General features: G+C 66.6%; 24 protein-coding genes. 10 read left to right on the top strand and 14 right to left on the bottom strand.

Annotated elements, in window-relative coordinates; translation table 11 throughout:
• The 3 genes from LH475_RS02945 to LH475_RS02935 form a co-directional block, all read right to left on the bottom strand.
• The coding region (locus tag LH475_RS02945; RefSeq protein ID WP_297412828.1) for an ABC transporter ATP-binding protein at positions 1-1,048 on the bottom strand (1,048 nt) is incomplete at its 3' end.
• Positions 1,048-2,664 carry an iron ABC transporter permease gene (locus tag LH475_RS02940; protein WP_297412827.1) on the bottom strand — a complete coding sequence of 539 codons (1,617 nt, stop codon included), beginning with the start codon at positions 2,662-2,664 and terminating at the stop codon, positions 1,048-1,050. The genes LH475_RS02945 and LH475_RS02940, both read right to left, overlap by 1 nt.
• A gap of 14 nt (positions 2,665-2,678) precedes the next feature.
• Positions 2,679-3,719, bottom strand: a complete 1,041-nt coding sequence (locus tag LH475_RS02935; protein ID WP_297412826.1) for an extracellular solute-binding protein — start codon at positions 3,717-3,719, stop codon at positions 2,679-2,681.
• A gap of 217 nt (positions 3,720-3,936) precedes the next feature.
• Between LH475_RS02935 and LH475_RS02930 the strand changes: the two genes are divergently transcribed.
• From LH475_RS02930 to LH475_RS02895, 8 genes are all read left to right on the top strand, one after another.
• Entirely contained in the window at positions 3,937-5,157 is a 1,221-nt protein-coding gene (locus tag LH475_RS02930) for an MFS transporter (protein WP_297412825.1), read from the top strand.
• A 145-nt stretch (positions 5,158-5,302) separates the two neighbouring features.
• Positions 5,303-6,601 carry a GAF domain-containing protein gene (locus LH475_RS02925; RefSeq protein WP_297412824.1) on the top strand — a complete coding sequence of 433 codons (1,299 nt, stop codon included), beginning with the start codon at positions 5,303-5,305 and terminating at the stop codon, positions 6,599-6,601.
• A 114-nt stretch (positions 6,602-6,715) separates the two neighbouring features.
• Entirely contained in the window at positions 6,716-7,576 is an 861-nt protein-coding gene (locus tag LH475_RS02920; protein WP_196842877.1) for a class II fructose-bisphosphate aldolase, read from the top strand.
• A gap of 3 nt (positions 7,577-7,579) precedes the next feature.
• A complete protein-coding gene (locus LH475_RS02915; protein WP_196843052.1) occupies positions 7,580-8,371 on the top strand; it encodes an HAD-IA family hydrolase in 792 nt (263 codons plus the stop codon).
• Entirely contained in the window at positions 8,368-9,000 is a 633-nt protein-coding gene (gene dhaL / locus LH475_RS02910) for a dihydroxyacetone kinase subunit DhaL (protein ID WP_196842878.1), read from the top strand. Before LH475_RS02915 ends, dhaL begins: the two co-directional genes overlap by 4 nt.
• Positions 9,001-9,045: 45 nt before the next feature.
• A complete protein-coding gene (gene dhaK, locus LH475_RS02905; RefSeq protein ID WP_196842879.1) occupies positions 9,046-10,041 on the top strand; it encodes a dihydroxyacetone kinase subunit DhaK in 996 nt (331 codons plus the stop codon).
• A gap of 177 nt (positions 10,042-10,218) precedes the next feature.
• A complete protein-coding gene (nucS, locus tag LH475_RS02900; protein ID WP_196842880.1) occupies positions 10,219-10,914 on the top strand; it encodes an endonuclease NucS in 696 nt (231 codons plus the stop codon).
• 113 nt (positions 10,915-11,027) lie between these two features.
• Positions 11,028-11,696: an HAD hydrolase-like protein gene (locus LH475_RS02895; RefSeq protein WP_196842881.1), complete on the top strand. Its 669-nt coding sequence runs from the start codon at positions 11,028-11,030 to the stop codon at positions 11,694-11,696.
• 108 nt (positions 11,697-11,804) lie between these two features.
• Here the strand turns inward: LH475_RS02895 and LH475_RS02890 are convergent, their stop codons facing one another.
• Genes LH475_RS02890 through LH475_RS02880 form a run of 3 tightly spaced genes read right to left on the bottom strand, consistent with a single transcriptional unit; the run spans position 11,805 to position 15,413 of the window.
• Positions 11,805-12,815: an acetamidase/formamidase family protein gene (locus LH475_RS02890; RefSeq protein WP_196842882.1), complete on the bottom strand. Its 1,011-nt coding sequence runs from the start codon at positions 12,813-12,815 to the stop codon at positions 11,805-11,807.
• A complete protein-coding gene (locus tag LH475_RS02885) occupies positions 12,812-14,266 on the bottom strand; it encodes an APC family permease (protein ID WP_196842883.1) in 1,455 nt (484 codons plus the stop codon). Before LH475_RS02885 ends, LH475_RS02890 begins: the two co-directional genes overlap by 4 nt.
• A gap of 40 nt (positions 14,267-14,306) precedes the next feature.
• The gene (locus tag LH475_RS02880; RefSeq protein ID WP_297412830.1) at positions 14,307-15,413 is read right to left on the bottom strand and encodes an ABC transporter substrate-binding protein; all 1,107 of its coding nucleotides are present in this window, start codon (positions 15,411-15,413) and stop codon (positions 14,307-14,309) included.
• Positions 15,414-15,467: 54 nt separating this feature from the next.
• Here LH475_RS02880 and LH475_RS02875 point away from each other — a divergent pair, with 54 nt between their 5' ends.
• Entirely contained in the window at positions 15,468-15,944 is a 477-nt protein-coding gene (locus tag LH475_RS02875; protein ID WP_196842885.1) for a MarR family transcriptional regulator, read from the top strand.
• 11 nt (positions 15,945-15,955) lie between these two features.
• On the opposite strand, the gene LH475_RS02870 is transcribed toward LH475_RS02875, so the two are convergent.
• From LH475_RS02870 to hxlB, 3 genes are all read right to left on the bottom strand, one after another.
• Positions 15,956-17,290: an FAD-dependent oxidoreductase gene (locus LH475_RS02870; protein WP_196842886.1), complete on the bottom strand. Its 1,335-nt coding sequence runs from the start codon at positions 17,288-17,290 to the stop codon at positions 15,956-15,958.
• 77 nt (positions 17,291-17,367) lie between these two features.
• Positions 17,368-17,991: a 3-hexulose-6-phosphate synthase gene (hxlA, locus tag LH475_RS02865; RefSeq protein ID WP_196842887.1), complete on the bottom strand. Its 624-nt coding sequence runs from the start codon at positions 17,989-17,991 to the stop codon at positions 17,368-17,370.
• Positions 17,992-18,065: 74 nt separating this feature from the next.
• Positions 18,066-18,650, bottom strand: a complete 585-nt coding sequence (hxlB, locus tag LH475_RS02860; RefSeq protein ID WP_297412823.1) for a 6-phospho-3-hexuloisomerase — start codon at positions 18,648-18,650, stop codon at positions 18,066-18,068.
• 113 nt (positions 18,651-18,763) lie between these two features.
• Between hxlB and LH475_RS02855 the strand changes: the two genes are divergently transcribed.
• A complete protein-coding gene (locus LH475_RS02855; RefSeq protein ID WP_196842889.1) occupies positions 18,764-19,663 on the top strand; it encodes a LuxR C-terminal-related transcriptional regulator in 900 nt (299 codons plus the stop codon).
• A gap of 261 nt (positions 19,664-19,924) precedes the next feature.
• On the opposite strand, the gene LH475_RS02850 is transcribed toward LH475_RS02855, so the two are convergent.
• The 5 genes from LH475_RS02850 to LH475_RS02830 all read right to left on the bottom strand — a co-directional run bounded on the left by LH475_RS02850 (position 19,925) and on the right by LH475_RS02830 (position 26,466).
• A complete protein-coding gene (locus LH475_RS02850; RefSeq protein ID WP_196842890.1) occupies positions 19,925-21,097 on the bottom strand; it encodes a family 1 glycosylhydrolase in 1,173 nt (390 codons plus the stop codon).
• Positions 21,098-21,124: 27 nt separating this feature from the next.
• Positions 21,125-22,783, bottom strand: a complete 1,659-nt coding sequence (locus LH475_RS02845; RefSeq protein WP_196842891.1) for an ABC transporter ATP-binding protein — start codon at positions 22,781-22,783, stop codon at positions 21,125-21,127.
• Positions 22,780-23,724 (bottom strand): ABC transporter permease, encoded by a 945-nt coding sequence (locus LH475_RS02840; RefSeq protein WP_297412822.1) that lies wholly within the window; start codon positions 23,722-23,724, stop codon positions 22,780-22,782. The genes LH475_RS02845 and LH475_RS02840 overlap by 4 nt, the downstream gene beginning before the upstream one ends.
• Positions 23,721-24,701 (bottom strand): ABC transporter permease, encoded by a 981-nt coding sequence (locus LH475_RS02835; protein WP_196842892.1) that lies wholly within the window; start codon positions 24,699-24,701, stop codon positions 23,721-23,723. The genes LH475_RS02840 and LH475_RS02835 overlap by 4 nt, the downstream gene beginning before the upstream one ends.
• A gap of 109 nt (positions 24,702-24,810) precedes the next feature.
• The gene (locus LH475_RS02830) at positions 24,811-26,466 is read right to left on the bottom strand and encodes an ABC transporter substrate-binding protein (RefSeq protein WP_196842893.1); all 1,656 of its coding nucleotides are present in this window, start codon (positions 26,464-26,466) and stop codon (positions 24,811-24,813) included.
• Positions 26,467-26,801: the final 335 nt, after the last annotated feature.

Genomic DNA, 26,801 nt, shown 5'->3' with positions numbered 1-26,801 from the left:
CCCCCCGCCGCCCGGGGGGCCCCCTTCCGGGGCCCCCCACCCCGGGTGGGGGGGCGGGGGGGGGGGGCGCCGCGGGCGCGCCAATCCAGTCCGCCGCGAGCGAGCCGAGGGCGCAGTCGACGCGGCCGTCTCGCCAGAAGCCATCAAGCTCGACGGTATCGCCGACGAAGCCGGCCACCCACGGGTCGACCGGCCGTTCGTACACGTTGGACGGGGTACCGAACTGCAAAATCTCGCCACCGCGCATCACGGCCACGAAGTCGGCGAGGGAGAGCGCCTCTTCCTGGTCGTGCGTGACGAGCAGGCTCGTGTTGTGCTGGCCGCGCAGCAGGGCTGCCACCTCGGTGCGCAGCGCCGAACGTAGCAGGGGGTCGAGGGCAGCGAAGGGTTCATCGAGCAGAATCAGGTCGGGGCGCGGGGCGAGCGCGCGGGCCAGCGATACCCGTTGCGCCTGGCCGCCCGAGAGCTGCGCGGGGGCGCGATCGACGAGTTCGGCCAGGCCGACCAGGGTGGCGAGCTCCATGATGCGGCCCGCGCGGCTGTTCTGGCGGTCGTTGCTGGGGCTCACCGTCGCCGCGGCGAGGGGGCTGGTGGGCGCTGGCGCACCAGTCCGTAACGCGGCGGGGCGGGTGCGGGATACCCGCCCACGGCGCGTGAGGCCGGCGAGCAGACCGGCCACTGGCCCGAGAGCTTCGCCGGGTTCGCAGTACAGATCGTCGCTCGGCTTCGTGCGCGGCAGCCCAAAGCCGATGTTCTCACCGACGGTGAGGTGCGGAAAGAGGGAGGCGTCTTGTGGAACCCAACCCATTCCGCGTTTCTCCGGTGCGCGCTGCAGGCCGGGGCCGGTGACGAGGCGTCCGCCGACCGTGATCGTACCGGCGGTGCCCGGCAACAGGCCCGCGACCGCGCGCAGGAGGGTGGTCTTGCCGCATCCACTGGGGCCGAGAACCGCCACGAGGCAGCCGCGCGGAATGTGCAGACTGACGCCATTGAGCACCCGCGTCTCGCCATAGGCAACGCGGAGCCCCTCGATCGCAACCCAACCCACTAGTTCTCCCTTGCCGTACCGCGGATGCCCGAGAGCAGCACCGCGGGCACCATCGCCACGAGCACGAGCGCCGCCGCGTAGGGCGCCGCTGCGCCGAACTCGAACATGGCCGTGCGACTCCACAACTCGGTCGCGAGCGTCGACACGCCCGTCGGCCGCAGCAACAGCGTCGCTGGCAATTCTTTCATGGCGGAGATGGCCACGAGCAGTGCCCCAATCGCGATGCCCGGTAGAGCCAGGCGCGCGGTCACCCGCCACCAGGCCTGAAACGGCGACAGGCCGAGCATGCGCGCGACGTCGCCGAGGCTCGCCGGCACCGCCGCGATACCGCTGCGCGTACTGCCGATGGCTCGCGGCATGAACAGTACGACATAGGCGAAAACCAGAACGACCGACGTTTGGTAAAACATCGGCACGGCGGCGAGCGCGAAGAAGACAAGGGAAAGGCCCACGACGATGCCGGGCAGGGCGTGGCCGAGAAAGCCGACGGCTTCGATCACCGCGACCAGCCGACCGCGGTAGCGGGCCGCGAGGGCGGCTATCGGCAGCGCCACGAGCACGGCCACCACGGCCGCGGTGAGGGCGAGGGCGAGGGTCGCGCCGATCGCTTCAAACAGCCGGGGCACGTCGATGGCACGCAGGGTTTCGGCTGCGAGCAGTCGGCTGAGCAGGCCGACCACGGGAACGACAACCCCGGCCAGCGGCGCGGCGAGAAGCACCGCGAGATAGAGGGCACCCGTTTTTCCGGGCGCGCGCGCCGGGATGGTGCTGCGACCGGGAACACGGTCGACCTGGCGGCGAGTGCGGCGTTCCCCCGCCACAACCACGAGAGCGAGCACGACGAGCACGAGCGCGAGCAGGGCGGCCTGGTTGCGGTCAAAGCTCGCGCCGTAGGCGGCATTGATACCCCAGGTGAGCGTCTGAAAGCGCAGCATCGAGACGAGCCCGAAGTCGCTCAGCGAGTAGAGGCAGACGAGCAGAGCACCGGCGACCGCGGCCGGGCGAATCTGCGGCCAGGTGGCGGCCGCGAAGGCGCGCAACGGACCGCGGCCGAGCGTGCGAGCCACAGATTCGAGATCAGCGGATGCCCCGCGCAGCGCAGCCGCGACCGGCAGCGTCACGTAGGGGGTGCAGACCATCGTCATGACCAACCAGCTGGCCCAGAAGCCGTTGAGGCTGGGAAACCAGACCAGCCAGCCGTACGCGGCGAGGTAGCTGGGAACCGCGAGCGGCAGCGCAGACACCAACAGCAACGTGCGCTGGAAAGGCAGGCGAATGCGAGTGAGGATCCACGCGCAGATCGTGCCCAGCACGAGGCACGACAGGGTGACAGCGGCGGCGAGCAGCACCGTGTTGACCGTGAGCTGCAGCACCCGCGGGCGCACGAGGGTCGCGAACAGTTCGGTCAGCCCGGCCTCGCTGGTGCGGGCCACGAGATAGACGAGCGGGATGGCCGCCGTCGCGGCGCACAGCGCGGCGAGCGCCAGAAGCCAGGGTGGCGCGCCGAAGCGAAACCGGGCAGGTGAACGTGGCTGGGCCGCGGCATCCGCTGTGCGGGGCCCCGAGGAGGGGTGAGCGACGGTGGGTAGGGCACGGCTACCGACCGGAGCCCGCACCCGTGAATTCACTCTTAGATCAGGCCGTGCTTGCCGAGAAGAGCCTGGGTGTCTGCGAGGGTGTCCAGATCGGCGAGGTCGAGGTCGGGGTTGACGAGGGAGTCGAGCGCTGGCAGGCCGAGCGGGGCTTCGATGCCGGCGATCAGCGGGTACTCGTACGTCTCGTCGACGAAGTACTGCTGTGCCTCGGCGCCCACGAGGTAGTCAATGAACTTGAGCGCGTCGGCATCCGCTGCGGCACCGGCGAGCAGGCCGGCCCCGGTGACGTTGACGATCGAGCCCGCGTCGCCAGCCTCGGGGTAGGAGAGCTGGGCGCGCATATTGGCCTCTCCGGTTTCGGCGGCCTGAGCGAACCAGTAGTAGTGGTTGATGAGTCCGGCCTCGATGACCCCATTGTTGACGGCGGCGAGAATGGCACGGTTGTTGTCGAAGATGACCGGGTCGTTGGCAGCGATGGCCGTGACCCAGGCGTCGGCGGCTTCCTCTCCGTTGAGCACCCGATAGGCGGTGACGAAGGCCTGGAAGCTCGCGTTGGTCGGCGCTATGCCGAACTTTCCGGCCCAGGCCGGGTCGGTGAAGGCGTCAACGCGTGAAGGCACATCGGCCGCTTGCAGGGCCTCACTGTCGTAGGCGATCACGCGGGCACGGCCTGTGACGCCGACCCAGGTGCCATCGGTCGAGGTGAATCCGGCCGGGACTGCGTCGGTCGTTCCGGCGGGCAGCGTCGCGAACAAGTCGGCGTTGGCCAGAGCGCCGAGCGCGCCGGCGTCTTGCGCGAGAAAAACCTGGGCGGGGGTGGCGTCGCCCTCCTCGAGCAGCAGTGCGCCGAGTTCGGCGGTGTTGCCGTAGCGCACCTCGACGTTGATGCCGCTGGATTTCTCGAATTTATCGATGAGCGGCTGCACGAGCGCTTCGTCGCGCCCGGAGTACAACGTGAACGCGCCGTCACTGGTGGCCTCGGCCGTTGACGAGGGCTCGGCGGCCTGCGTGCAGCCGGCGAGGGCGAGAACGGTGGCGCCGGCAACGAGAGCGGCGACAGAGAGGGGGATTCGCATGGGACTCCAGAGATGTGGGGCGTGACCGACCAAGGTAAGGCTACGCTAACCTGCACCGCGGCGCGAATCGGGGCGGCTGGGCAGCTTCAGCACGTGGGGCCTTACCGGCGGCAACGGTGGAACACCACGCTCTCGACCGGTATTCGTTGTACCGTTGAAGCACCACCCATCCGCTGCCCCGGCTTGCCGCACGCCGCCTGAGAAACCCGTGAGCCCGATGACCTCCCCTATCTCCCCGGCGGCGATCTCCGGCACCCGTTCGGCCCTGATCGGTTGGCGCAACGCCGTGTTCGCCGTGTTCTTCGTGGCCGGGCTCGGCCTGGCCAGCTGGATGTCGCGGGTTCCCGCCGTGCGCGACGGCCTCAGCCTCGATACCGCGCAGGTCGGTATCCTCATCTTCGGGCTCTCGGCTGGCTCGGTCATCGGCTTGCTGATCGCCGCGGGCCTGCTCGCCCGCCTCGGCGCACGCCGGGCCATGCTGTTCAGCGTCTCCCTGTCGGCCACCGGGCTCGTGCTCATGGGCACCGGGGTCAGCCTCGTGCCCGCGGCTCCGTTCGTTTTCGCGTCCCTCGCCATCTTCGGAATCGGCATTGGGTCCCTCGACGTCATGATGAACGTCGAGGGCGCGGCGGCCGAACGCGCCATCGGCCGCACGCTCATGCCACTCATGCACGCTTGCTTCAGCCTCGGCACGGTGGTCGGGGCACTTGGCGGCGCCGCCGCATCCGCGTGGCAGGTCTCGGTGTTCTGGCACCTGGTGGTCATGGCGGTGCTGGTTCTGGGCACGATCGTCGTGGCGGTGCGGTTCATTCCAGCCGCCACCCCGACCGGTGAAACAACGGATGCCCCGCAGCTCGCCTGGCGCGAACGCCTGCAGGGCAGTCTCACCGTCTGGCGGGACCGCAAACTGCTGCTGATCGGGGTCATTGTGCTCGGCATGACCTTCGCCGAGGGGTCAGCCAACGACTGGCTCGCCCTCGCCTCGGTCGACGGACACGGCCTCAGCAACACCGACGGAGCCATCGTGTTCGGCGTGTTCGTTGCCGCGATGACCGTGGGCCGCGTGATTGGTGGGCCCGTGCTCGACCGGTTCGGCCGGGTGCCTGTGCTGCGCGCCTGCGCCGTTGTCGGCATTGCGGGGCTCGTGCTGTTCATTCTCGCGCCGAGCACCCCGCTCGTGTTCGTCGGCACCGTGCTCTGGGGCCTCGGCGCCTCGCTCGGGTTTCCGGTGGGCATGTCGGCGGCCGCCGACGACACCCAGAACGCCGCCGCGCGGGTAAGCGCCGTGGCCATCATCGGCTACTTCGCCTTTCTGGTCGGGCCGCCGGTGCTCGGCCTGCTGGGCGAGGCGTTCGGCATCCTGAACGCTCTGTTGCTGATCCTGGTGTTGATGGTGCTCGCCGGGGGGGCCGCGCCGGCGGCGCGGGCGCGCTCCTGAGTCGGCGCTCTGGGTGCTTTGTGCCGCACCGGGCCCGGAACGGCGGCAGCGCGGGTGGTTCCCAGCCACATCGAAGCACCGGCCAATAAGATGCGCTTTGTTTCCGGAACCAGGTCTTGCTTTCACACTCAGAGACGAGAAATCGATGGCCCCGATCCCTCCCGCCGCGCCGACCACGAGCGACACACTGACCGATGCCCCTCGACCGCAGCCCGACCGGCCCGGCGACGGATTGGCCGTGTTCCTGGCCGAAGGCCGGGCCGGCGACGCGGGGCTCGGACCGCTGCTGGAGCGGATTCTACTGAGCGCCGCCCAGTTGCTCGGGTGCGGCATGGGATCGATCTGCACCATCGATGAGACCGCTCAGGTCTACCGTAAGGAGGTGGACCTCGGCGCCGAGTGCCGGGTGGGCCAGGTCTTCTCGCTCGATGAAGGCGTCACCGGAGCGGTCGTGCGGGCCGGCGGAGCGGTCGTCTTCAACGAGTACTCGGAAGTGCCGGGAGGTCATCTCGGCCAGGATGACGCCCGCTACCAACGGCCGGTCATCGGTGTGCCGATCCGGCTCGAGTCAGGTCTCATCGGCGCCTGCGTGGTTTTCGCGAATTCTTCGGAACGCCTGTTCACCAGCCAGGACGCCCGGATGCTCGAACTCTTCGCCGCCCAGGCGGCCAGCGCTATCGCAACGTTCCGTCTACACACGGTCGCCGCCGAGCTCAGCAACACCCTGGCCGAGCTGCACCGGACCGAGCGAAACGCGCTGACGCACGGTTTCGGTCTGCCGGGAGGCGACAGCCCGTCTCCAGTGTCGCCCGTGAGTCTGAGGGCGACACGCCCCCATCGGGTACTCGTCCTGCATGGGCAACCGGTGATCCGGGCCGGTCTGGTGCACCTGCTCACGCAGGACGGAGCGGGGATCGAGGTGGTCGCCGAGTCCAGCGATGCGGCGGGGGCGCTGTTTGCGGCCGGGCACCTGCAGCCCGATGTCATTGTCACCGACATCGATCTGCTCGACCTGCCCGGCACGGACCTGATCGAGTCGCTGGCCCGCACCAGTCCGGGCACGGCCGTGGTTCTCCTGGTCGGAGACCCGCACGACGTACGAATACGTCGCGCGGCCCACTCCGGCGCTCGGGGATTCCTGAACCGGTCCGCCGACGGGCCGTCGCTCGTGCGAGCCGTCAGCTCAGCCGCCGCCGGGGACGCCGTGCTCTCCGGCTGCCTGGTGGATAGTTGGGGTGAAGCCGCGGCCGATCCCGACCATCTCACGTCCCGCGAGCGTGAGGTGCGCCGGCTCGTAGAGCGCGGGTTCCGAGACAAGCAGATCGGCGTCGAGCTCGGCATCTCGGTGAAGACGGTTGAGAATCACGTCGGAACCATCCTGCGCAAGACCGGGGCGGCCAACCGCACGATGCTGGCCGGGCTGGCCCATCCGCACCATTCCTGAACGGGTGCCTCGCGTCCCGTTCCTCGGGGGTTCCCCCCAGCCGGGCGAGGAGAACCCCTGATAGCGCGCCAGACAGGTGCGGGGCTAGCGTGATGGCGAGCCAAAGGGGCTGTCGTGCCAGTTGTTTCCCTGAAAGAAATCGTCGATAGGGCGTTCGATTCCCGCTACGGGGTACCCGCCGTCAATGTGTTCAACGACCTCACCATGCAGGGCGTGCTCGATGCGGCGGTCGGGGTGCGCTCCCCGGTCATCGTGCAGACCTCGGTCAAGACCGTCCGATCGATCGGCGCGAAGGTGCTGTTCGCAATGTGGGAGTCGATGACCGCCGACATCGATATTCCTGTGGCGCTGCACCTCGACCACTGCCCCGACCGCGACGTGATCAGCGAGTGCCTGGCCATCGGCTGGAACTCGGTGCTCTTCGACGCGTCCGAGCTGCCGGTGGCCGAGAACCAGCGCCAGACCATCGAGGTGGTCAAGGAGGCCCGGGGCTACGGCGCCCATGTCGAGGGCGAGATCGAATCCATTACCGGTGTCGAGGACGGCGTCGGTTCCGAGCAGGCGGCGGCGCGGCAGACCCTCGACGTCTCTCTCGCTTTCATCGAGGCGACCGGTGTCGACGTGTTCGCTCCGTCGATCGGCAACGCCCACGGCGTGTACAAATCCGAGCCGACGCTGGACTTCGACCGGGTGAGCGACCTGGTGGCGGCGCATCCGCTGCCCATCGCCCTGCACGGCGGCAGCGGAATGACGGATGCGCAATTCCACGATCTGATCCAGCGCGGCTGTTCCAAGGTGAACATCTCCACCGCGCTCAAGATGACCTACCTCCAGTCCACCCTGTCCAACCTGCGGCTTGCCGAACAGGCCGACAAGTGGGACCCACCGACACTCTTCCGCGCCGTGAGTGGCGACGTCGTGGAGCTCACCTCGGGCCTGGCCCGCACGTTCGGCTCTGCCGGCCGGGCGTGGTGAGTGATGCCGGCGCTCATCTTCGACTGCGACGGCGTGCTCGCCGACACCGAACGCCACGGACACCTACCCGCCTTCAACGCCACCTTCGTGGAATTCGGCTTGCCCGTGCAGTGGAGCGAAGAGGAGTACGCCGAGAAGCTGCACATCGGCGGCGGCAAGGAACGCCTCACCAGCCTGCTCACCCCGGAATTCGTGCAGGCGGCCGGACTGCCCACGGACCCCGCGGAACAACGAGAGGCGGTCGCCTCCTGGCACCGGCGCAAGACGCAGATCTACACCGACCTCATCGCCTCCGGAACGCTGCCGGCCCGCCCGGGTATCGCCCGGATCGTCGACGAAGCTGCTACCGCCGGGTGGATGCTCGCGGTCGCCTCGACCTCGGCCGAACCCTCCGTGCGGGCGGTGCTGCAACATGCCGTCGGCCCGTCGCTGGCCGCACAGTTCCAGGTTTTCGCGGGGGACATCGTGGCCGCCAAGAAGCCCGCCCCCGACATCTACGTCTACGCCCTCGAGAACCTCGGCCTGACCGAGGATGAGGCCATCGTCATCGAGGACAGCAACAACGGACTGCGTGCCTCCTGCGCCGCTGGCCTGCGCACCGTCGTCACCGTGAGCAGCTACACAGCCGATGAGGACTTCGAGCCTGCCGCCCTCGTGGTTTCCTCGCTCGGCGACCCGGACGGCGAATCTGCGATCGTGCTGCGCTCGCGCGCCGGCGTGGTGCCGCACGGGTTCGTGACGCTGGACGACGTCTTGTCCATACTGCGCTCCCCCAATCAGGAGGAAGAATCATGACCACCTCTCAGGACACAACGGAATTCGTCGTGCGCAGCATCGCGGAAGAAGCACTCGAGAACGAGAAGTACTTCGGTGAACTCGACTCGGTCGTGGGCGACGGGGACTTCGGGTACTCCCTGGCCCGCGGGTTCGAGGTCGTGCTGTCCGGCTGGGACGACGTCGACCGCTCCGACCCCGGAGTCTTCCTGAGCAGGATCGCGATGGTCATCACCAGCACCATCGGCGGCACCTCCGGTCCATTGTGGGGCACGGCGTTCCTCAGAGCCGGGACGCAGCTGAAAGGCCTGAACGAGATCACCTCGGTGAACACCGTTGCTGCCCTGCGCGCGGCCATCGAAGGCATCAAGTATCGCGGCAGGTCCGATGTCGGCGACAAGACCCTCCTCGACGCGCTCGTTCCCGCGGTGGACGCGCTCGAGGTTGCGCTCGCGGCCGGGGACGACGCGAAGACGGCGCTCGACAAGATGGCGTACGCCGCCCGGGAAGCCGCCGAGGCCACCAGCAGCCTCCAGGCACGGCGCGGCCGCGCGAGTTACACCGGCGAGCGCAGCATCGGTTCACCCGACGCCGGCGCCATTGCCGTCGCCGTGCTGGCCGAGCGCCTCGCCCGAACCTGGCGGAGCTGACCCGTTACGCCCAACCATCCGATCCGACAATGACGTGGAGACACCATGAAAAAGTTCATCAACGACCCCCAGCAGTTCGTCCCTGAGATGCTCGAGGGCATCGCGCTCGCGAACCCCGACACCCTGCGCTATGTTCCGGAGTACCACCTCATCCATCGAGCCGATGCCCCCAACCACGACAAGGTCACCATCATCCAGGGCTCGGGCTCCGGCCACGAGCCGGCCCACGTGATGACGGTCGGCAAGGGAATGCTTGATGGCGCGTGCCCCGGGGACGTCTTCGCCGCTCCGCCGATCGACTACATCATCGAGTCCACCAAGCTCCTCGCCTCCGACAAGGGGGTGCTGCTCCTGGTCAACAACTACACCGGCGACCGGATGGCGTTCGAGATGGCAGAGGAAGTGTCCAGCGCAGATGGCATCACCGTGCGCACGCTGTTCATCGACGATGACGTGTCGGTGCAGGACTCCACCTACACCGTCGGCCGCCGCGGGGTGGCCGGCAACTTCTTCGTGATGAAGGCCGTCGGAGCCGCCGCGGAGACCGGGGCCGACCTCGCCGAGCTGGTGCGCATCGGTGAGAAGGTCAACTCGGTCACGCGCACCATGGGCGTCGCACTGACAGCGTGCACCCCGCCCGCCCGTGGCGAACCGCTGTTTCAGCTCGGCGTCGACGAGATCGAGATCGGTGTCGGCATCCACGGCGAACCCGGACGGCGCCGGGCCAAGTGGATGCCCGCCGACGAAATCGTGGACGAGTTGCTGGGCGCCATCGTTCCCGATCTTCCGTTCGTCAGCGGAGACCGTGTCGCCGTGATGGTGAACGGTCTGGGCGGCACCCCGATCAGCGAGTTGTACATCCTCTACGGGATCATCCACAAGCGCCTGACCGCGCTCGGAATGACCATCGGCCGCAACTATGTCGGCGAGTACTGCACCTCCCTGGACATGGCCGGAGCCTCGATCACCCTGGTGCGGCTCGACGACGAGATCGAGACCCTGCTCGCCGCTCCGGCGGAGATCGCCATGCGCGTCTTCTGATTTGCCCGACCCGGGCCACGGCATGATCTTCGCCGGAGTCGGGGCGCTCTGACCCCGGTCCGGTGCATCCGTTCATACGTCCACGAACATGCGCCGGGCTCGGGCCCGAAACCGGTGCCCATGCCGATACGGCCCCGCGGTTCGCGGGGCCGGCGCTCAGCCGGTTAAACTCGACCAGTGCGCCTTGTAATTGCGAAATGCTCCGTTGACTATGCCGGAAGGCTCAGCGCGCATCTGCCGCTCGCCACCCGCCTACTGATGATCAAGTCCGACGGGAGTGTGCTCGTGCACTCCGACGGCGGCTCCTACAAGCCGCTCAACTGGATGAGCCCACCCTGCTCGGTCACCATCTCCGCGCCCGACAGCGATCAAGCGGATGCTGGCATCACTGCCCTCTGGACGGTCACCCACGCCAAAACCGCCGACCAGCTCGTAATCAGCGTCTACGACGTGCAACACGACTCCGCGCACGAGCTCGGCATCGACCCCGGCCTTATCAAGGATGGCGCCGAGTCGCACCTGCAAAAGTTACTGGCCGAGCACATCCACTTGCTCGGTGAGGGATTCACCTTCGTGCGCCGCGAATACATGACGGCCATCGGGCCGGTCGACATCCTCGCACACGATGCCGCCGGCCAGTCCGTCGCGGTCGAACTCAAGCGCAACGGCGATATCGACGGCGTCGAACAGCTCACCCGCTACCTCGAACTGATGAACCGCGACCCGCATGTGGCGCCGGTCAGCGGGGTTTTCGCCGCGCAGACGATCAAGCCACAGGCCCGCACGCTGGCCGAGGATCGCGGCATCCGCTGCCTGCTGCTCGACTACGACGCAATGCGCGGCCTTGACGACACGGCCTCGAAACTCTTCTAAGCCCCATCGGTCCCATCGGTCCCATTGGCGGCATAGGCGGCCAAGCCGTGCAAAAGCTGAGGAAAAATGGGCAAATGGGGTATATTTCCTGCCGACAGCCTAGGCTGTGCCGAATGAACGCAACATTGACGCGCAACTGGAGCGCCATCCTCTTCGACCTCGACGGAACCATCACCGATTCCGCCCCGGCGATCATTAGCTCGTTGACCCGCACCTTTGCACTGCTCGGCCGCCCCGTTCCCTCGGCTGCCGAGCTGCTCGCCTATGTCGGCCCGCCGATGCTCGATGCCTTTCAGGAATACGCGGGCATGACCCCCGACGAAGCCGTGGAGGCCATCACCGTCTACCGTGCCGAGTACCACGGCGCCGCCGCGCTGGACACGGCCGTTTTTCCGGGCATCGCGGGCCTCCTCGAGCGCATCCACGCGGCGGGAATTCCGCTCGCCCTCGCCACCAGTAAGCCTGAGCTGAGCGCGATCGCTATTCTCACGCACTTCGATCTCGCCCAGTACTTCACGGCCACCGTCGGCGCCTCCGCTGATGACACCCGCAGCAGCAAGTCCGACATCGTCGCCGAAGCCCTGGCCCGCCTCGCCGCGACCGGCGTCGACACGAGCGGTGCCGTCATGGTCGGCGACCGCAGCTACGACGCCATCGGCGCCGAGGCCAACGGCATTCCGGCGATTCTGGTGGAGTGGGGCTACGGCTCCCCCGCCGAAGCTGCGGCGGCGACGGCCGTGGTGCACTCGACCGACCAACTCGGCAAGCTGCTGCTCGGCTAGCCCGTGCCAGCGCACTGACAGCAAAGCCAGTGCGCCGACGACCGTCACGAACGTCTGGACGAAGCCCAGCAGAGCGCCACCGGATCGATCAAGGGATCTCGTGACCGCCTACTGGGAAGCCGAATATTCCGCCGCCAGAGCACGCAGCCGGTCGTGAATGCCTCCGAAGACCTCGGCCTTCTTCAGGGTCCACTTGGGGAGCTTGGCTACCATCGTATAATTCGGATCGCAGACATTGGCCGCAGGGGCAAGTCCCATCTGACTCACCAGTTGATAGGCATCCAAAGTGTCCAGACCCGTCAGCTCCGATGTCCAGCCGACCAGGTCCTTCTGGCTGATCCGAAAAGCATCCTCCAACGGGCGAGCTGAACCGGTACTCATGATGAAGTCATCGCTTTCGAGCCGAGGCCACGGGATCGCTGACCCCTTGATCAGATCAATCGCAATGACCGAATTCATTGCGGATTCCAGCCCGGTTCCACAGACCTCACCCTCACCCTGACGAGCGTGGCCGTCACCGAGCGACAGCATCGCCCCAGCCACGTTCACAGGAAGGTACAGAGTTGTACCCGCCCTCGCTTCGGGAGTGTCCATGTTGCCGCCGTGGGTCGAGGGAGTCACGACCAGCCGCACCTCACCACTGGCCGGGGCGACACCCACCGTGCCGTGCATCGGATCGAGGGGTAGGGCCAGCGTGAAGTCCGAGTTCTGAGCCCGAAAAGTGGCCGTCCAGGCCTTCAGATCGATGTCATAGAACCAGACACGCTCTTCGAGCGGTTCGTGCAGCATCGCCGTCTCATGCGTCGCCGACAACGCACCGAAAAACGGAAATGTGCTCGAAATGGCATAGGAACGCGCGGGAATGATCGAGACGAAATGCACGGCCAGAACATCGCCAGGCTCGGCTCCCAGCACCTCGATCGGTCCAGACACCGGATTGAGCTCAGCGAAGGGCACGATCTGACTGGGAACGTCATGCGGTTTCGTCACTCGGCCACCAAAACAGTCCTCCGTGCTCACCTCAACGATGTCACCCGGGCGAACGCTCAGTAGGGGCTCCCGACCGCCAAAAACGTAGGAATACTGATCGGGCCGTGGGTTGAGCGAGTGAATCGTCACGGTCTGCGCGCCTCCATAGATGCGGGCAGCTCCGGAGGCAGGGGAGTTTTCATTCGTCCCGTGCGGTAGACGCCGATGGCCACAATGATGCCTATGACCAGCCAGACGATACCGAGAACCTGAGCGGACGCTCGCGCGTTATAGAGCACGCCGACCAGGATAGCGAAACCCACAACGGGGAAGATGAGGTGCACGAACCACCGTCGAGACTTCTGCTTGACCACGAACCACCACACGACGGACACGTTGAGTAACAGGAATGCGGTCAGCGCCCCGAAGTTAACCAGCGCCGCAATGGCGCCTAGACCGTCAGGGAGGACGGTCAGGTAAAGACCGAGAATAAGCGAGATCGCAGCCACCAGAATGGTCGCGTTCACCGGCACGCTGTGCCTCGCGCTGACCTTGCTGAGAAACTTGGGCAGCTGGCGATCGCGGGCCATGGCGTAGAGCAGACGGGAGGTCGCAGCCTGAGCGACGAGCGCGTTAGCGAAACCCCAAGCTAAAGCCGTTGAGGCGGCCGTGAGAATGAACATGACCGTTCCGCCGGCAGTCTCGGCGGCGCGATAGAACGCGACGCCGGTGGGGTCGCCGTTTTTTAGCAGTGCAGCGGGGTCTTCCACCAACATCGAGGCGACCCAGGTCTGAACGACGAAGAGAACGCCGACGACGATCAGCGCGGCAATCATCGAGCGGCCGATCGATTTGCTCGGGCCCGCGTTCTCCTCGGCCAGGGTAGAAATGCCATCAAACCCGAGAAAAGACAGGACCGCGATCGACGCAGCGCCGAAAAGCAGCGGCAGTGAGAACGTGTCGGTGTTGAAGAACGCATCAAAGCTAAAGCCCTGGCCTTTTCCCTGGGCGAGCGCGGCAATGCCCACGACGAGGAAAATCGCCAGAACCACGAGTTCTAACACCAGCATGACCTTATTGACGCGCGCGGTGAGTTGCATGCCGAGGTAGTTGATGACCGTGTTCAAAACGATGAAGGCAACCAGCCAGGCCCAGAGCGGAACCTGCGGAATGATGCCGTTCATCGCGATCGCAGCCGCCAGATACAACAGGGTGGGAATGAGGACGTAGTCCAGCAGGATCATCCACCCCGCGATGAAACCCACCGGCCGGGCGATCCCACGGCCGGCGTAGGTGTAAACGGAGCCGGCCATAGGAAAGGCCTGCGCCATTTGCGAGTACGAGTTGGCCGAGAACATCATTGCCAACAAGGCGATGATGTAGGCCAGGGGCGCCATCCCGCCCGAGTCGTGAAAGACCCCACCGAAAATCGCGAACGGTGCGATCGGCACCATAAAAATCAACCCGTAGATCATGAGGTCGCTGAACTTCAGCGTACGTTTGAGCTCCTGGGTGTAGCCGAATTGTTCGATGCCCGAAATTTCGGTGCTTTCCGGGTTGGCCGGGCCGGTCGTCGCGCTCACGCGGTATCCAATCGTCATTGAACAGAGAATCTATTTCCAGGTGGAAACTTTCAATAGGCTACACCTGCGCGAACGTGCCGACGACGTCAAAGTCGGTGCCCACGGCGCGCGCCAATCTCATCGGCTGTCGTTGCAGACCCTGCCCGTGAATCATCGGCGGGGGAACAGGAGCAGCGCCGTCGGAAAGCAAGCGCTCGGCTTTTTCAAAAAAGGGGCGAGCGCCCCCGCCGGCGCCGCCGCACAGGGCGGCCAGCAGGTGCACACCATCGTAAGAACCCTCGGCATAGGAACCGGGCAGTGGCGCGGTGTGACCGAACCGTGCGACGTAGGACTCCAGCAGGCGCTGATGCCGATCGTCATCCTGACGGATGAACGATGGCATCACGGAATAGAGTTCGCCGCTGTTGTCCCCACCAGCGGCTACCAGACAGTTTTCGTCGAGCGCCGTCGATAGTCGCACAAAAGCATCCCCGACATCCAGTTCGGTGATCCCGCGATGAAACACGATGCCGTCACGGCCAACGAGGGAGACCAAAATTGCGTCGGCGCCACCGCGCCGCGCCGCCTCGACGAGTTCCTCCACGTCGACGTGTCCCAGCGGCACAAGTCGATTCAGCACGACACGGTGCCCGAGGTCGTGCAGCATTCGAGAGGCCGCGGCATGCACCTGCCTCGGCCAGACATAGTCACTTCCGATGAGCGCCCAGCGCGTAATCTTACGATTACGAGCCAGCCAGGCCATCGGTTGGCGAAGCTGCCCATTGGGATTGCTGCCAAGAAAGATGGATCCCGAGCGCGCACCGCTGAATTCGTGTGGCGGGGTGAAAATGTAGGGAACGCGATCGGCCACACGAGAACCGACGGCGGTTCGAATATTGGAGGTGTGCGTTCCGACCAGCCCAGCGATGAGCCCTGCCCCCACGAGCAGGTCGACTTCACGAGCCACTGCGGCCGGGGTCGCGCCCGCGTCAACGAGCACGAGCTCCACGGCTGCGTTGCTGCGCGCGCTCACCTCTTCGGCCGCGAGGAGGGCGCAATTGATGATCGCCGGTCCAACGATTCCCATGACACCCGACAAGGGAGCGAGGAGGGCGACGCTGAACGTCCGCGGTACGGGGCCGCGCAGAAACATTTCACCCGAGAGTAATAGGCTAACGGTCGTCATCACGTGTCCAGTATGCGTGATCGGCGATACTGTGACTGCGACGGGAGGATACGTATGACCCAGGCAGTGGGGAATGGAAGCCTGCAGGAGGGGTTCTCGGCACCCCTGGCGGGGCTCATCGGCGCTTTGACCGACCTCGAACGGCAACTCACCCAGGGGTTGAACCTTGCCCTCTCCGAAGAGAACACCACGCTCGACCAGTGGCGCATTATGGAAGCCCTTGCGCGGCTCGATTCACCCACCATGGGTGACCTAGCCGAGGTATCCGGCATGGCCAACGCTACCCTGAGCCGTACGGTCGATTCGTTGGAAGACGCGGCCTCTGCCTTTCGGCTGCCGACCGTTTCCGACCGGAGACGAATTACGGTGCATTTGTCCGACCACGGAACCCAACGGTTGGTTCGGGTGCGGGAGATCATCGCCGCTTGGGAACGCTCCACCGAGGGCAAGCTAGGTGTCGATGACGCCGCCGCCCTTGTCGCGGCCGCGCACGTAGTCACCCGGCGGCTCAGGGCGGCTCCCGGCGATTAGAGCAGAAGGCCCTAGGAGTCGAAGCCGAGGCCCAGGGCGTCGAGGGATTTCAGCAAAACGTTGCGGTGACCCCGGTTGTGGTCGGCACGATTGAGCGCCCAACGAGTCGCCTGAATTCCAGCGGATGCGATCGGTTCCGGCAGGAACGGCAGCGGACGGCCCCGCACCATGGCCAGTTCAGTGCGCTCCGTGGTACGGCCGGCCAGCTGGTCGAGCATGACGTGGGCCGCGAAGTGGGTCGCGCCCACGCCGAGGCCGGTGAATCCGGCGGCGTAGCTGATGCGTCCGCTGCGGGCCTGGCCAAAGAATGCGCAGAACTGGGTCGAGGTGTCGATGGCGCCGGCCCACTTGTGGCTGAAACGCGCCCCGGCCAGCTGCGGAAACGTCGTGAAGAAGTGGCTCGCGAGCTTCTCGAAGGTCTCCGGCCGGTTCTCGTAGCCGCTGCGCACCTTGCGGCCGTAGTGGTACACGGCGTCATAGCCGCCGAACAGAATTCGGTTGTCGGCGCTCAGTCGGTAGTAATGAAACTGGCTGGCCAGGTCGGCGAGGCCCTGCCGGTTTCGCCAGCCGATCGCGGCGAGCTGGCTCGCATCGAGCGGTTCGGTCATCAGCACGTAGTCATAGACCGGCACGGTGGCGAGTTTGTTGCGCTTGAGCAGGGAGGGAAAGACGTTCGTGGCGAGGGCTGTTCGCTGGGCGGTCACGGTGCCGCCCGTGCTCACGACCTTTGTACCCTGGGCTGCGGTGAGTCCCGAAGTGTCGAGGTTCTGCACGAGCGAGTGCTCGAAGATCTCGACACCCGGCTCGGTGGCCACGCGTGCCAACTCGGCGGCGAGTTTGCCCGGATGCACGAGGGCGTTGTTACGCCGATGCCAGACGCCCGCCAAACAGGTCGGTGAGGCAACCTCGGCGCGCACGGCCGCAGCATCGAGAAACACGGTGTCCTCGTCGGTCGTCTCCTCGCGCAGCCACTCAATCTGGTGTTCTTCGATGGCGAGGTCACTGGCGCCGGTGCGCTCGAAATCGCGGTCGAGGCCGAGGCCGACCACGGCCCGCTCAATCTCGTCGAGGTTTTCGTGGCCGAGCTCTGTCAACCGATCGATCTCCTGGGGGCAACGACTGCGCCCATTCTCTTCGTTGTGGGTCAGGCTGGCCTCGCAGAAGCCGCCATTTCGACCGGATGCCACCCAACCGACCGTGCGGGCCTCCAGCAGCACCACCCGGGCGGCCGGATTCTGCTGCTTGGCCAACACCGCGCTCCACAGGCCGAGGTAGCCGCCGCCGACGATCGCGAGGTCGCAGTCGAGGTTGCCCGAGAGCGGCGGCCACCGACGCTGCACAGGCATCCGCTCTGCTGCTGCGCCCCCGCCCGCACAGAAGTGCTGCCCCGCACGAGCGGGACGGCACCAGAAAATGCCTGAGATCAGATGATTGCGGCGCGCAGAGCGGCAGCGGCGGCAGCCGGGTCCTCGGCGCCGTAGATTGCTCCGCCGGCGACGGCAACGGATGCCCCGGCGCGCTGTACCGACTTGATGGTCGCGATGCTCACGCCACCGGCGAGCGAGAAGGGAACCTTGGCGGTTTCGCCCTGGCTCAGTAGCTTCTCGAACGAGAATCCGGGCTCGGCCTGCTCGTCGAGCCCGGCGTGCATCTCCACGAACTGGGCGCCGAGTGCGATGACCTCGCGGGCGCGAGTAACCTTGTCGGCGACCCCGATCAGGTCGACGACGATGCCCTTGTCGTGCTTGGTCGCGGCGGCGACGGCACCGATGATGGTGCTGTCCCCGGCCGTACCGAGCACGGTCACGAGGTCCGCGCCGGCTGCGAAGGCGATGCCGGCTTCGAGCTCGCCGGCATCCATCGTCTTGAGGTCGGCGAAGACGATCTTGTCGGGGTGGGCCGCCTTGATCGCGGTGACGGCGCTCAGGCCCTCGGCCTTGATCAGTGGCGTGCCGAGCTCGATGATGTCAACGTGCGGGGCAACCTGCGCGGCGAGCGCGAGAGCTGCTTCGGTGGTCAGTACGTCCATTGCTACCTGAAGCTTCATGGGGTTCTACTTTCTATTGGGTTCAGTCTGTTGGGTTCAGTGGTTTTTGCGGCCGGGCCCGGGCCCGGAGGGTATTATTCGAGGTTTGCGTGGCGCGGCCAGAGCTGGTCGGCCGTGGCCCCGCTCGCTTGCCAGAGGGTGTGAAACAGGGCGTCGCCCACGAGCAGCACGGCCTGCTCGAACAGGCCACCCGAATACTGGGCCGAGACCTGCCCGGCGTGGTCCTGTTTGGCAGCCGCCGGAATGACCACGGTCACCGCCGCGACCTGCCCGAGCGGCGACTCGGGCGCCGTGGTGAGCGCGACGATGCTCGCATCGACGCTGTGAGCCTTTTCGGCGGCGCGCACAATGGCGTCCGTCGTGCCGGATCCGCTCGCGGCCAGCAGCACATCACCCGCCGCGATTGCCGGGCTCGTCACCTCACCGACAACGTGCACCGTGAGACCGAGGTGCATGAGCCGCATCGCCGTCATTTTCAGCGCCAGCCCGGAGCGACCCGCCCCCAGCACGAACACCCGCGGCGCCGCCGCGAGCAGGGACGCCGCGTCATCCAGCACTGAGGCGGATGCCGACCGCAACGCGTCGACGACGCGGCTGTTCTCGGCGAAAATGAGGCCGAGGGCATCCGCTGCTGTTGGGGTGGTGGTCGTTTCGGTCATAGGTCAATACTCCACTCCTTCGAGCGGGACCGCGGCCCGTCAAAAGGACAGTTTTCCTACCCGAACGAATGGCTGTGGACAGGCCGCCGGGATGGTTCGGATAGGCTGGGGGCATGACGCTTTCCACTTCTTCACCTGCGCGCGCTGCGGCCCCCGAGCGCACGAAGCAGCCGGACTCCACCGTGCAGACCGTGCAGACCGTGCAGACCGTGCAGACCGCGCGCACCGCGGCCGCCGAACGCTCCAAACTCATCGCCGACCTCACTGACGCGCACGCGACCACACTGGAATCCCTACTCGCCGTGCTGCGCTCGAGCAGCACGAGCGACACCGCTGCCCGCCAGAAGGCGACCGAGCTCGCCGCCGCCGCGATGGTCGCGCTGCGCGCGGTGAGCGACCTCGATCGCAGCCTCACCGAGGAGCCGGTGGCCCGGGCCTTCGAACGCCTGCGCGACGACCTGCGTCCGCTCGTGCGCTTCGGCGACCTCGACGTGCAGTTCATCGAGCCGCCGGTCAACGGCCGCGCGCTGCCCGGCGAGGTCGCCCACGAGGCCCGGGCCATCGTACGCGGCGCCGTGCTCGCCCTGGTCGAGCAGACCGGTGTCGCGCGGGTGCGCGTGCAGTGGGACTGTGACGGGAGCAACCTGCTCATTCGCATTCGCGACGACGGACCGGGTGACCTCGACGCTGAGGTGCCGAGCGTGCGCCAGCTGGCCGCCCGTGTCGTCGCCCTCAGCGGAACGCTCAACGTGGAGGCGACCGCCGGTTGGGGATCCGAGATGGCCGTGTCGCTGCCGCTCGACGCACCGCCGGCCCCCGTCACGGGCGCTGCCGCCTGGGGCCTCAGCCCGCGCGAGCGCGGTGTACTCGAACTCGTGGCCTCGGGCGCCCGCAACAAGGCGATCGCCGAAACGCTCACGATCAGCGAGAACACGGTGAAGTTTCACGTGGCCAACCTGCTGCGCAAGGTCGGTGCCTCGACCCGCGCAGAGCTGGCCTCCCTCGCTCGCTGAGCCTCCCCGTCCGGCCGATGCGCTGAACGGATGCGCCGCGCCCATTCACCGCGCCAGTTGCCGGTGGTGGCGGCGCCCATAGGGGGGGCGGGGGCCGGCCAAGGGGCGCGGTCACCCGTAACGGGCGCCACGATCTGGGAGTTCGGGAAAAAGAAGGCCGGCACGGGTCGGACACCGTTCTTGGTCTTGTTGAGGCCGCCCAAATCGAAGCTGCACTCCGTGCTGGAGAATCTTCCACAGGAATTGTTCGTTTCAGGCGACCTAGACGAGCGCGTTCGCCCGGGCGACCCCGCCCAGCCAGGCCAGGCTCGGCTTCGGCGTGCGCACGAACGTCTCACGGTCCACCGCGATGAGCCCGAACGTCGGCCGAAAGCCACTCGCCCATTCGTAGTTGTCGAGGGCGCTCCAGTGCTCGTAGCCGAGCACCTCGATGCCGTCCTCGATCGCGGCGTGCAGGCCGCGCAACGCGGCGTCCGTGTAGGCAATGCGGCGGGTGTCGTCGGCGGTCGCGATGCCGTTCTCGGTCACGAACACCGGCACGTGCTCGGTCAGCTCCCACGCGGCACGCACGCCGAGTTCGAGCGCGGGCGGAAAGTACTCCCAGCCGGTGAGCGTCGTCTCCACGTCGTCGCGCACCGGAATCGGGCCGTTGGGCCCGATGAAGGTGCGTGTGTAGGCCTGCACCCCGATAAAGTCGTCGCCCCGGGCGTTCTCGAGGTACCAGTCGTCGCTCGGGTAGGCGTACTCGCGCAGTTTCTCGTCGGCGCCGGGTTCCCCGGTGGAGTGGAACGCCTGGGTGGCGACCGTCCAGCCGCTCTTCAGCCCCGAGATGGAAGACAGCACCTCACGCGAGGCTTTATGGGAGGCGAGCAGGGCATCCGCTACCTCTAAATCGGGTCGGGGCAGGCCGAACGCGACGAGATTTGCGGCGGTCTCGCCGCCGGCGAGCATCGCGGCGATATTGGGTTCGTTGATGGTGCAGACGTAGTCCACGTCGGCCACGATCGGCAGCGCCGCCTCGGTGAAGCGCGCGAACAGGTCGGGGGCGTCGGGGTTGCGCCAGAAACCCTGGGCGAACATCCACTGCGGAACGGTGAAGTGCAGCAGTGACACGACCGGGTTGAGGCCGAACTCGAGGGCGGTGTCGACCATCCGCCGGTAGTGGTCGATCTCGGCGCGCGAGACGAAGCCGCGCTCGGGTTCGATGCGGCTCCATTCCACGCTGAACCGGTACGACCCGAGGCCGGCGTCGGCGAGCAGCCGCATATCTTCGCGGTAGCGGTGATAGCTGTCCGTCGCGTCGCCGCTCGGCTCGACGATGCTCGTGCCGGCGGCGTGTTCCTTGACCCACCAGTCATTGTTCGTGTTGTTGCCCTCCACCTGGTGTGCGGCCGTTGCGGCGCCCCAGAGAAAACCGTCGGGAAAAGTCAGCATGGTGCTCCTAGCTAGTGATACGAAAATTTAGCGACCGACCTGCGGGTGCGGAATCGCCTCGAGCAGTCGAATCGTGTAGTCGTCCTGTGGGTTTTGTAGAACGGATGCCGTGCCCCCCTCCTCGACGACGGCCCCCTGGTTCAGCACCATGATCTGGTCGGTGACCAAACGGGCGCTGAGCAAATCATGGGTGATGTAGAGCATGCTCACGCCCCAGGTTTCGCGCAGGCTGTTGAGCAGCGCGAGTACCCCGGCCCGCAGCGACACGTCGAGCATCGACACCGGTTCATCGGCGATGATCACCTGCGGTTCGCACGCGAGCGCCCGGGCGATCACCACGCGCTGGCGTTGCCCGCCCGAGAGCTGGTGCGGCAGCCGGGCGGCGAACTGCGGGGCCGGGGTCAGCCCCACGGTATCGAGCAGCTCGAGCACGCGCCGCCGGGCGTCCTGACCACGCCGCTTCGAGAAGTTCAGAATGGGTCGGGTGAGAATGTACTCGACCGTGTGCAGCGGGTTCAGCGCCGAATACGGGTCTTGAAAGACCATCTGCACCTCAGTGTGCAAACGTTTGAGCGAGCGCCGTTTGATCGTGTCGACCTGCAGGTCGCCGAAGCTGATCGTGCCGCTCGTGGGCCGTTCGACGCCGGTGATCATCTTGGCGATCGTGCTCTTGCCGCTGCCGCTCGCCCCGACGAGCGCCATCGACGCGCCCGGTTCGAGCCTGAACGACACGTCGCTCACGGCGCGCACGGGCTTCTCCCCGCGCCGCGGTGGCGGGTAGATCTTACTGACGCCGCGGACGACGATGGCCTCGCGCGCCGCGCGCCCCTCACGGCCGGGCACGTCGCTCGACACCGCCCGCGCGGTTCCGCGCACGGCGAGCCCGGGCACCTCGACCACCTCGGCGCGCGGGTCGCCGTAGTGGCTCAGCAGCATCTGCGTATACGGATGCTGCGGCGCGGCCAGAATCGCTGCCGCCGTGTTGTCCTCGACGATGAGGCCCTCGTGCATCACCATGACCCGTTCGGTCACCTCAAGCACCATGCCGAGGTCGTGGCTGATCAGCACCGCGGTGAACCGCTCCGAGGCCTGCAGCTCGCGAATCGTGTTCATCACCGCGTGCTGCACGAGCACGTCGAGCGCGGTGGTCGGCTCGTCGAAGATCATGAGCTTGGGTTCGAGCGAGAGAGCGAGCGCGATCGACACGCGTTGCCGCATGCCGCCGGACAGTTCGCCGGAAAACCGGTCGAGCACGCTCGAGGGAAGTTCGACCTTGCCGACCAGTTCCACCGCGCGGTCTTCCCGGTCGATCCGGGAGACATGCCCGTGCGCGGCGAAAATGTCGTAGAAGTGGTCGCGGATGCTGCGCACCGGGTTGAGCGCGTTCATCCCCGACTGCAGCACCATGGCAAAGCCGCCGTGCCGCTGCACCCGCAGGTCGGCCAGGCTCAGGTTTGCAATATCGACCCCATCAAAGAGGATGCTGCCGGCACTGACCCGCGCGGGCGGTTTCGACAGTCCGGTCAGCGCGAACCCGAGGGTCGACTTGCCCGACCCGGACTCCCCGACCAGCCCGACGAAGTCACCCTGCTGTAGTTCAAAGTTTGCGCCGGTGACGGCCGGAACCGGTTCGCCGCCGCGCGGCTCGTAGACGACCGAGAGGTCGCGCACACTCAACAGGCTCATCGGTTCGCTCCTTCGCGCAGGCGCGGATTGCTGAGGCCGTCGACGCCGAAGTTGATCAGGCTCAGCGAGGTCGCGAGCAGGGAGATACACAGGCCCGGAGCGAACAGCAGAATCCACTGGCCGGTGAGCAGGGCGTTGCTGTTCTGCGCCCAGAACAGCATGGTGCCCCAGCTGATGGTCGTGGAGTCGCCGAGGCCAAGAAACTCCAGGCCCGCTTCGGCGAGGATCGCGGCCGTCGCGGCTCCGAAGAAGCTGCCGACGATGAGCGAGGTCATGTTCGGTAGAATCTCGCGGAACACGATGCGGGCCGGGCTGTCGCCGCTGAATACGGCCGCCGTCACGAAGTCGCGGCTGCGCAGCGACTGGGTCTGCGAGCGCAGCACCCGGGCGCCCCAGGCCCAGCCGGTGATGACGACCACGAAGATGATCATGCCGATGCCGCCGTTTTGCAGGTAGGCGGCGATCACGATCATGAGTGGCAGGGCCGGAATGACCAGGAACAGGTTGACCACAAAGTTGATCACGTCGCCGGTAATGCTGCGCAGATAGCCCCAGGTGAGGCCGATCGTGACGGCGATGATGGTCGAGAGCAGGCCGGCCACGAAGCCGACGAACACCGACGTGCTCGCGCCGTGAATGATCTGCGAGAGCACGTCCTGCCCGGCGGCGGTCGTGCCCATCCAGTGCGCGGCGCTGAAATCCTCGCTGCGACCGAAGCCGTTGTCGCTCGGATCGTACGGGGCGATGAGCGGCGCGAACACGGCGAGCAGCACGAAGAAGCCGAGCAGGGCCACACCGACGCGCGCCTTGGGAACGCTCCAGATCGTGGCGACCGCCCGCCAGACGACCCCCAGCGGGCTCGTCATGGCGGGAGCATCCGCTTGTTTGCGGGCCACCATCACGGCGTGCGTGCCACGGTCAGCGGGGTCAGGAACAGTCATCGCCTCGTCCTCGGATCCAGGATGCCATACAGAATGTCGACAATGAAGTTGGCCATCAGCACGCTGATGGTGATGATGAGAAACAGGCCCTGCATGAGCGGAAAGTCCTGGTTCACCACCGCGGTGTAGAGCAGGTAGCCGACGCCGGGGTAGTTGAACACCCGTTCCACGAGCAGCGACCCGCCGACCACGCCGCCGAGCGCGAGCCCGAAACTGGTCAGGTTCGGCAAAATCGCGTTGCGAGCGGCATAGCGGATGGCCACGGTGCGGGGCCGCAGACCGTTGGCTTCCGCAAAGGTCACGTAGTCATCGCCGAGCGTGTTGATCATGGTGCTACGCATGCCGAGAATCCAGCCACCGAGTGAGGTGATGAGAATCGTGGTCGCCGGCAGAATGGAATGGTAGAGCGCGTCGAGCAGAAAAACGGCCGAGAATTCAGGGCTGGTGCCGCGGCCGTAGGCTCCGCTGGTGGGAAACCAGCCGGCCACGTAGCCGAGAAAGAACAACAGGAGCAAGGCGGTCCAGAAGTAGGGAAACGCGCTTGCGAAGGTGCCTCCGACGGTCGGAAGGGTGTCGAGCCAGGTGCCGCGTTTCCAGGCGGCGAGAACGCCGAGCAGGGTGCCGGCAATGAACGCGATGATCGTGACGAGGCCGACGAGCACAAGGGTCCAGGGCAGGGCCGCGCCGACCAGACCGGCGACGCTCTGCGGAAAGAACGTGTACGAGACGCCGAAGTCGAAGCGGGCCACGTTGCCGAGGTATTGCAGGTACTGGTCGAACATGCTGCCGGTCGGCACGCCCAGCTGGGCCTCGATCGAGGCTCGTGTGGCGGAGCTGACCGGACCGTTCTGGGCCAGTTTGGCTATCGCGGCGTCGGCCGGGGATCCCGGCATGAGGCGCGGCAGCAGGAAGTTCAGCGTGATGGCCGCCCACAATGTGAGCGCCAGCAGGCCAACCTTCGTGAGCAGAAAACGCACGGTCTTTCCCTTTCCAACCGCTGTCGGTCACATTCTTCAGATGCTATCTGCCGGTGTTTCCTTGACAGCCTCCGCCGGTTCGATGGCGGTCTCGGCAATCAGGCGGCTGCTACTTGGCCTTTTCGAGGTTGGTCAGAATGAGCAGCGGTGTCGAGTTGTACGTGTTCGGCGGTGCGTACGGGTCGTCGGCGCTCGGCCAGCCGGTGTAGTTTGCGTCGCTGTACAGACCCCAGAGCCCGCCGTAGAACATGCTGATCACGGGCAGCTGGTCATACACCGTCTGCTCGAGCTCGGCGGCGATCGTCTTCTGCTCGGCCTCATCGGTCGAGGCCTTGAACCGGGCCAGCAGCGCGTCGGTCTCGGCGTTGCTGAACCGGCCGAAGTTGCCGGTCGTGGTCGTGCCGAGCGGTGTGGCGAACTCACTGTTGAGCAGCAGGTTCATGTCTTGAAAGACGCTTCCCGTTCCGCCGAAGCCGGTCATGGCCATGTCGAAGTCGCCGTTGCCGAGCGATTCGTAGTACGCCGCCGGCTGTGGCTGGCTGATTTTCACGTCGATGCCGATCGCGCCGAGTTGCGACTGCACGGTCTGCAGCCCCTGCAGCCAGTCGGTGTAGCCGTTCGCCGTCATGATGTTGATCGATGCCTGGGTGCCGCTCGCGTCGACGAGCTTGTCGCCGTCCATCGTGTATCCGGCCTTTTCGAAGGCGGCCAGCGAGGCATCTGCGTCTTGCGCAACCTCGCCGCCGTTCGGCAGGTCGGAGCTGAGCCAGGCCTCCTGGTTTGGCAGCAGTAGGCCGGACTGGCCAGCCGCCTCGACGTACCCCTGTTCGGCATCCGTTGCGATCTTGCCGCGGTCGAGCGCGAGGCTCAGGCCGTGCCGAAAGTTCACGTCGTTGTACGGAGCCTTGGTGAGGTTGGGCACGAGCGCGATGGTGCCGCCCGGCGGGAACCAATACTTGTTGTGCTGTTCGTCGGCCTTGACCCAGGTGCCGTCGACGTCCGTAATGAAGGCGTAGGCCCAGTCGTAGCCGTTCTTGACAACGTCGAGCTGGCTATTCGCGGCCGGAAGTACGAGCTTCTCCACGGCGACCTTGTCGGCCTGCCAGTAGCTCTCGTTCTTCTTCAGCGTGTACTCGTTCGGCGTGAACGTGTCGAGCACGTACGGGCCGGTCGCTATCGGGTCTTCGTTGGGGAAGGTCAGCGGATCTTCGACGTCTTTCCAGATGTGCTCCGGAACGATGAGCTGCTGGTCGATGATCGAGGCGGCCGGAACGTCTTGTGAGCTCAGGTGGAACACGACGGTGTCGCCGTCGACCTCGAGGCTCTCGATGTGCTGCCACATACCCTTGTTGTCGAGGGCGGGGGTCTCCTTGATCAGGTTGAAGGTGAAGGCCACGTCGGCGGGGGTGAAAGCCTCGCCGTCGGACCATTTCACGCCCGTGCGGATCGTGTAGATGACGGTCTTCGCGTCAGGCTGCGTGTACCCGGTGGCGAGAAACGGAGTGGCCTTGCCATCGAGGGTGTTGATGACCTGCAGCGGCTCGTACATATACGTGGCCGTCACCCGCTTGCTCGTGGAGAACGGGTTGAAGTTCCGCTCGAATGTAGGCGAGCCGTTGTCGGCCGCGACGAGCATGGAGCCGTCGGCCGAGCCCGCTCCGGACTTGTTCGCGGTGTTGATGCTGCAGGCGCTCGTCGCCAGCACGGCGATAATGCCGACCACGGCCAGGGCCGTTCGGGTGCTGCGCACTCTCAGATGCTTCATTGCAGTGTTGTCCTTCGTGTCGTCGTTGACCCCGCGCCCTCGCCCCCGATCGAGGGCCAAGAGCATGCACTCTACTGTAAGCGCATACATGCTACGCGTGCAAGTATTTTCTTTTCCTCAAGCGGATGCCGCCCGCCGCGCCCCCCGTGGGGGGGGGGGGGGGGGGGGGGGGGGGGGGGGGGGGGGGGGGGGGGGGGGGGGGGGGCGGCGGGGGGGGGGGGGGGGGGGGGGGGGGGGGGGGGGGGGGGGGGGGGGGGGGGGGGGGGGGGGGGGGGGGGGGGGGGGGGGGGGGGGGGGGGGGGGGGGGGGGGGGGGGGGGGGGGGGGGGGGGGGGG

The organism is Cryobacterium sp., from assembly GCF_026786305.1.
Taxonomy (GTDB): domain Bacteria; phylum Actinomycetota; class Actinomycetes; order Actinomycetales; family Microbacteriaceae; genus Cryobacterium.
The sequence above is the reverse complement of the archived record's forward strand: the minus strand, read 5'-3'. Positions and strand labels throughout refer to the sequence as shown.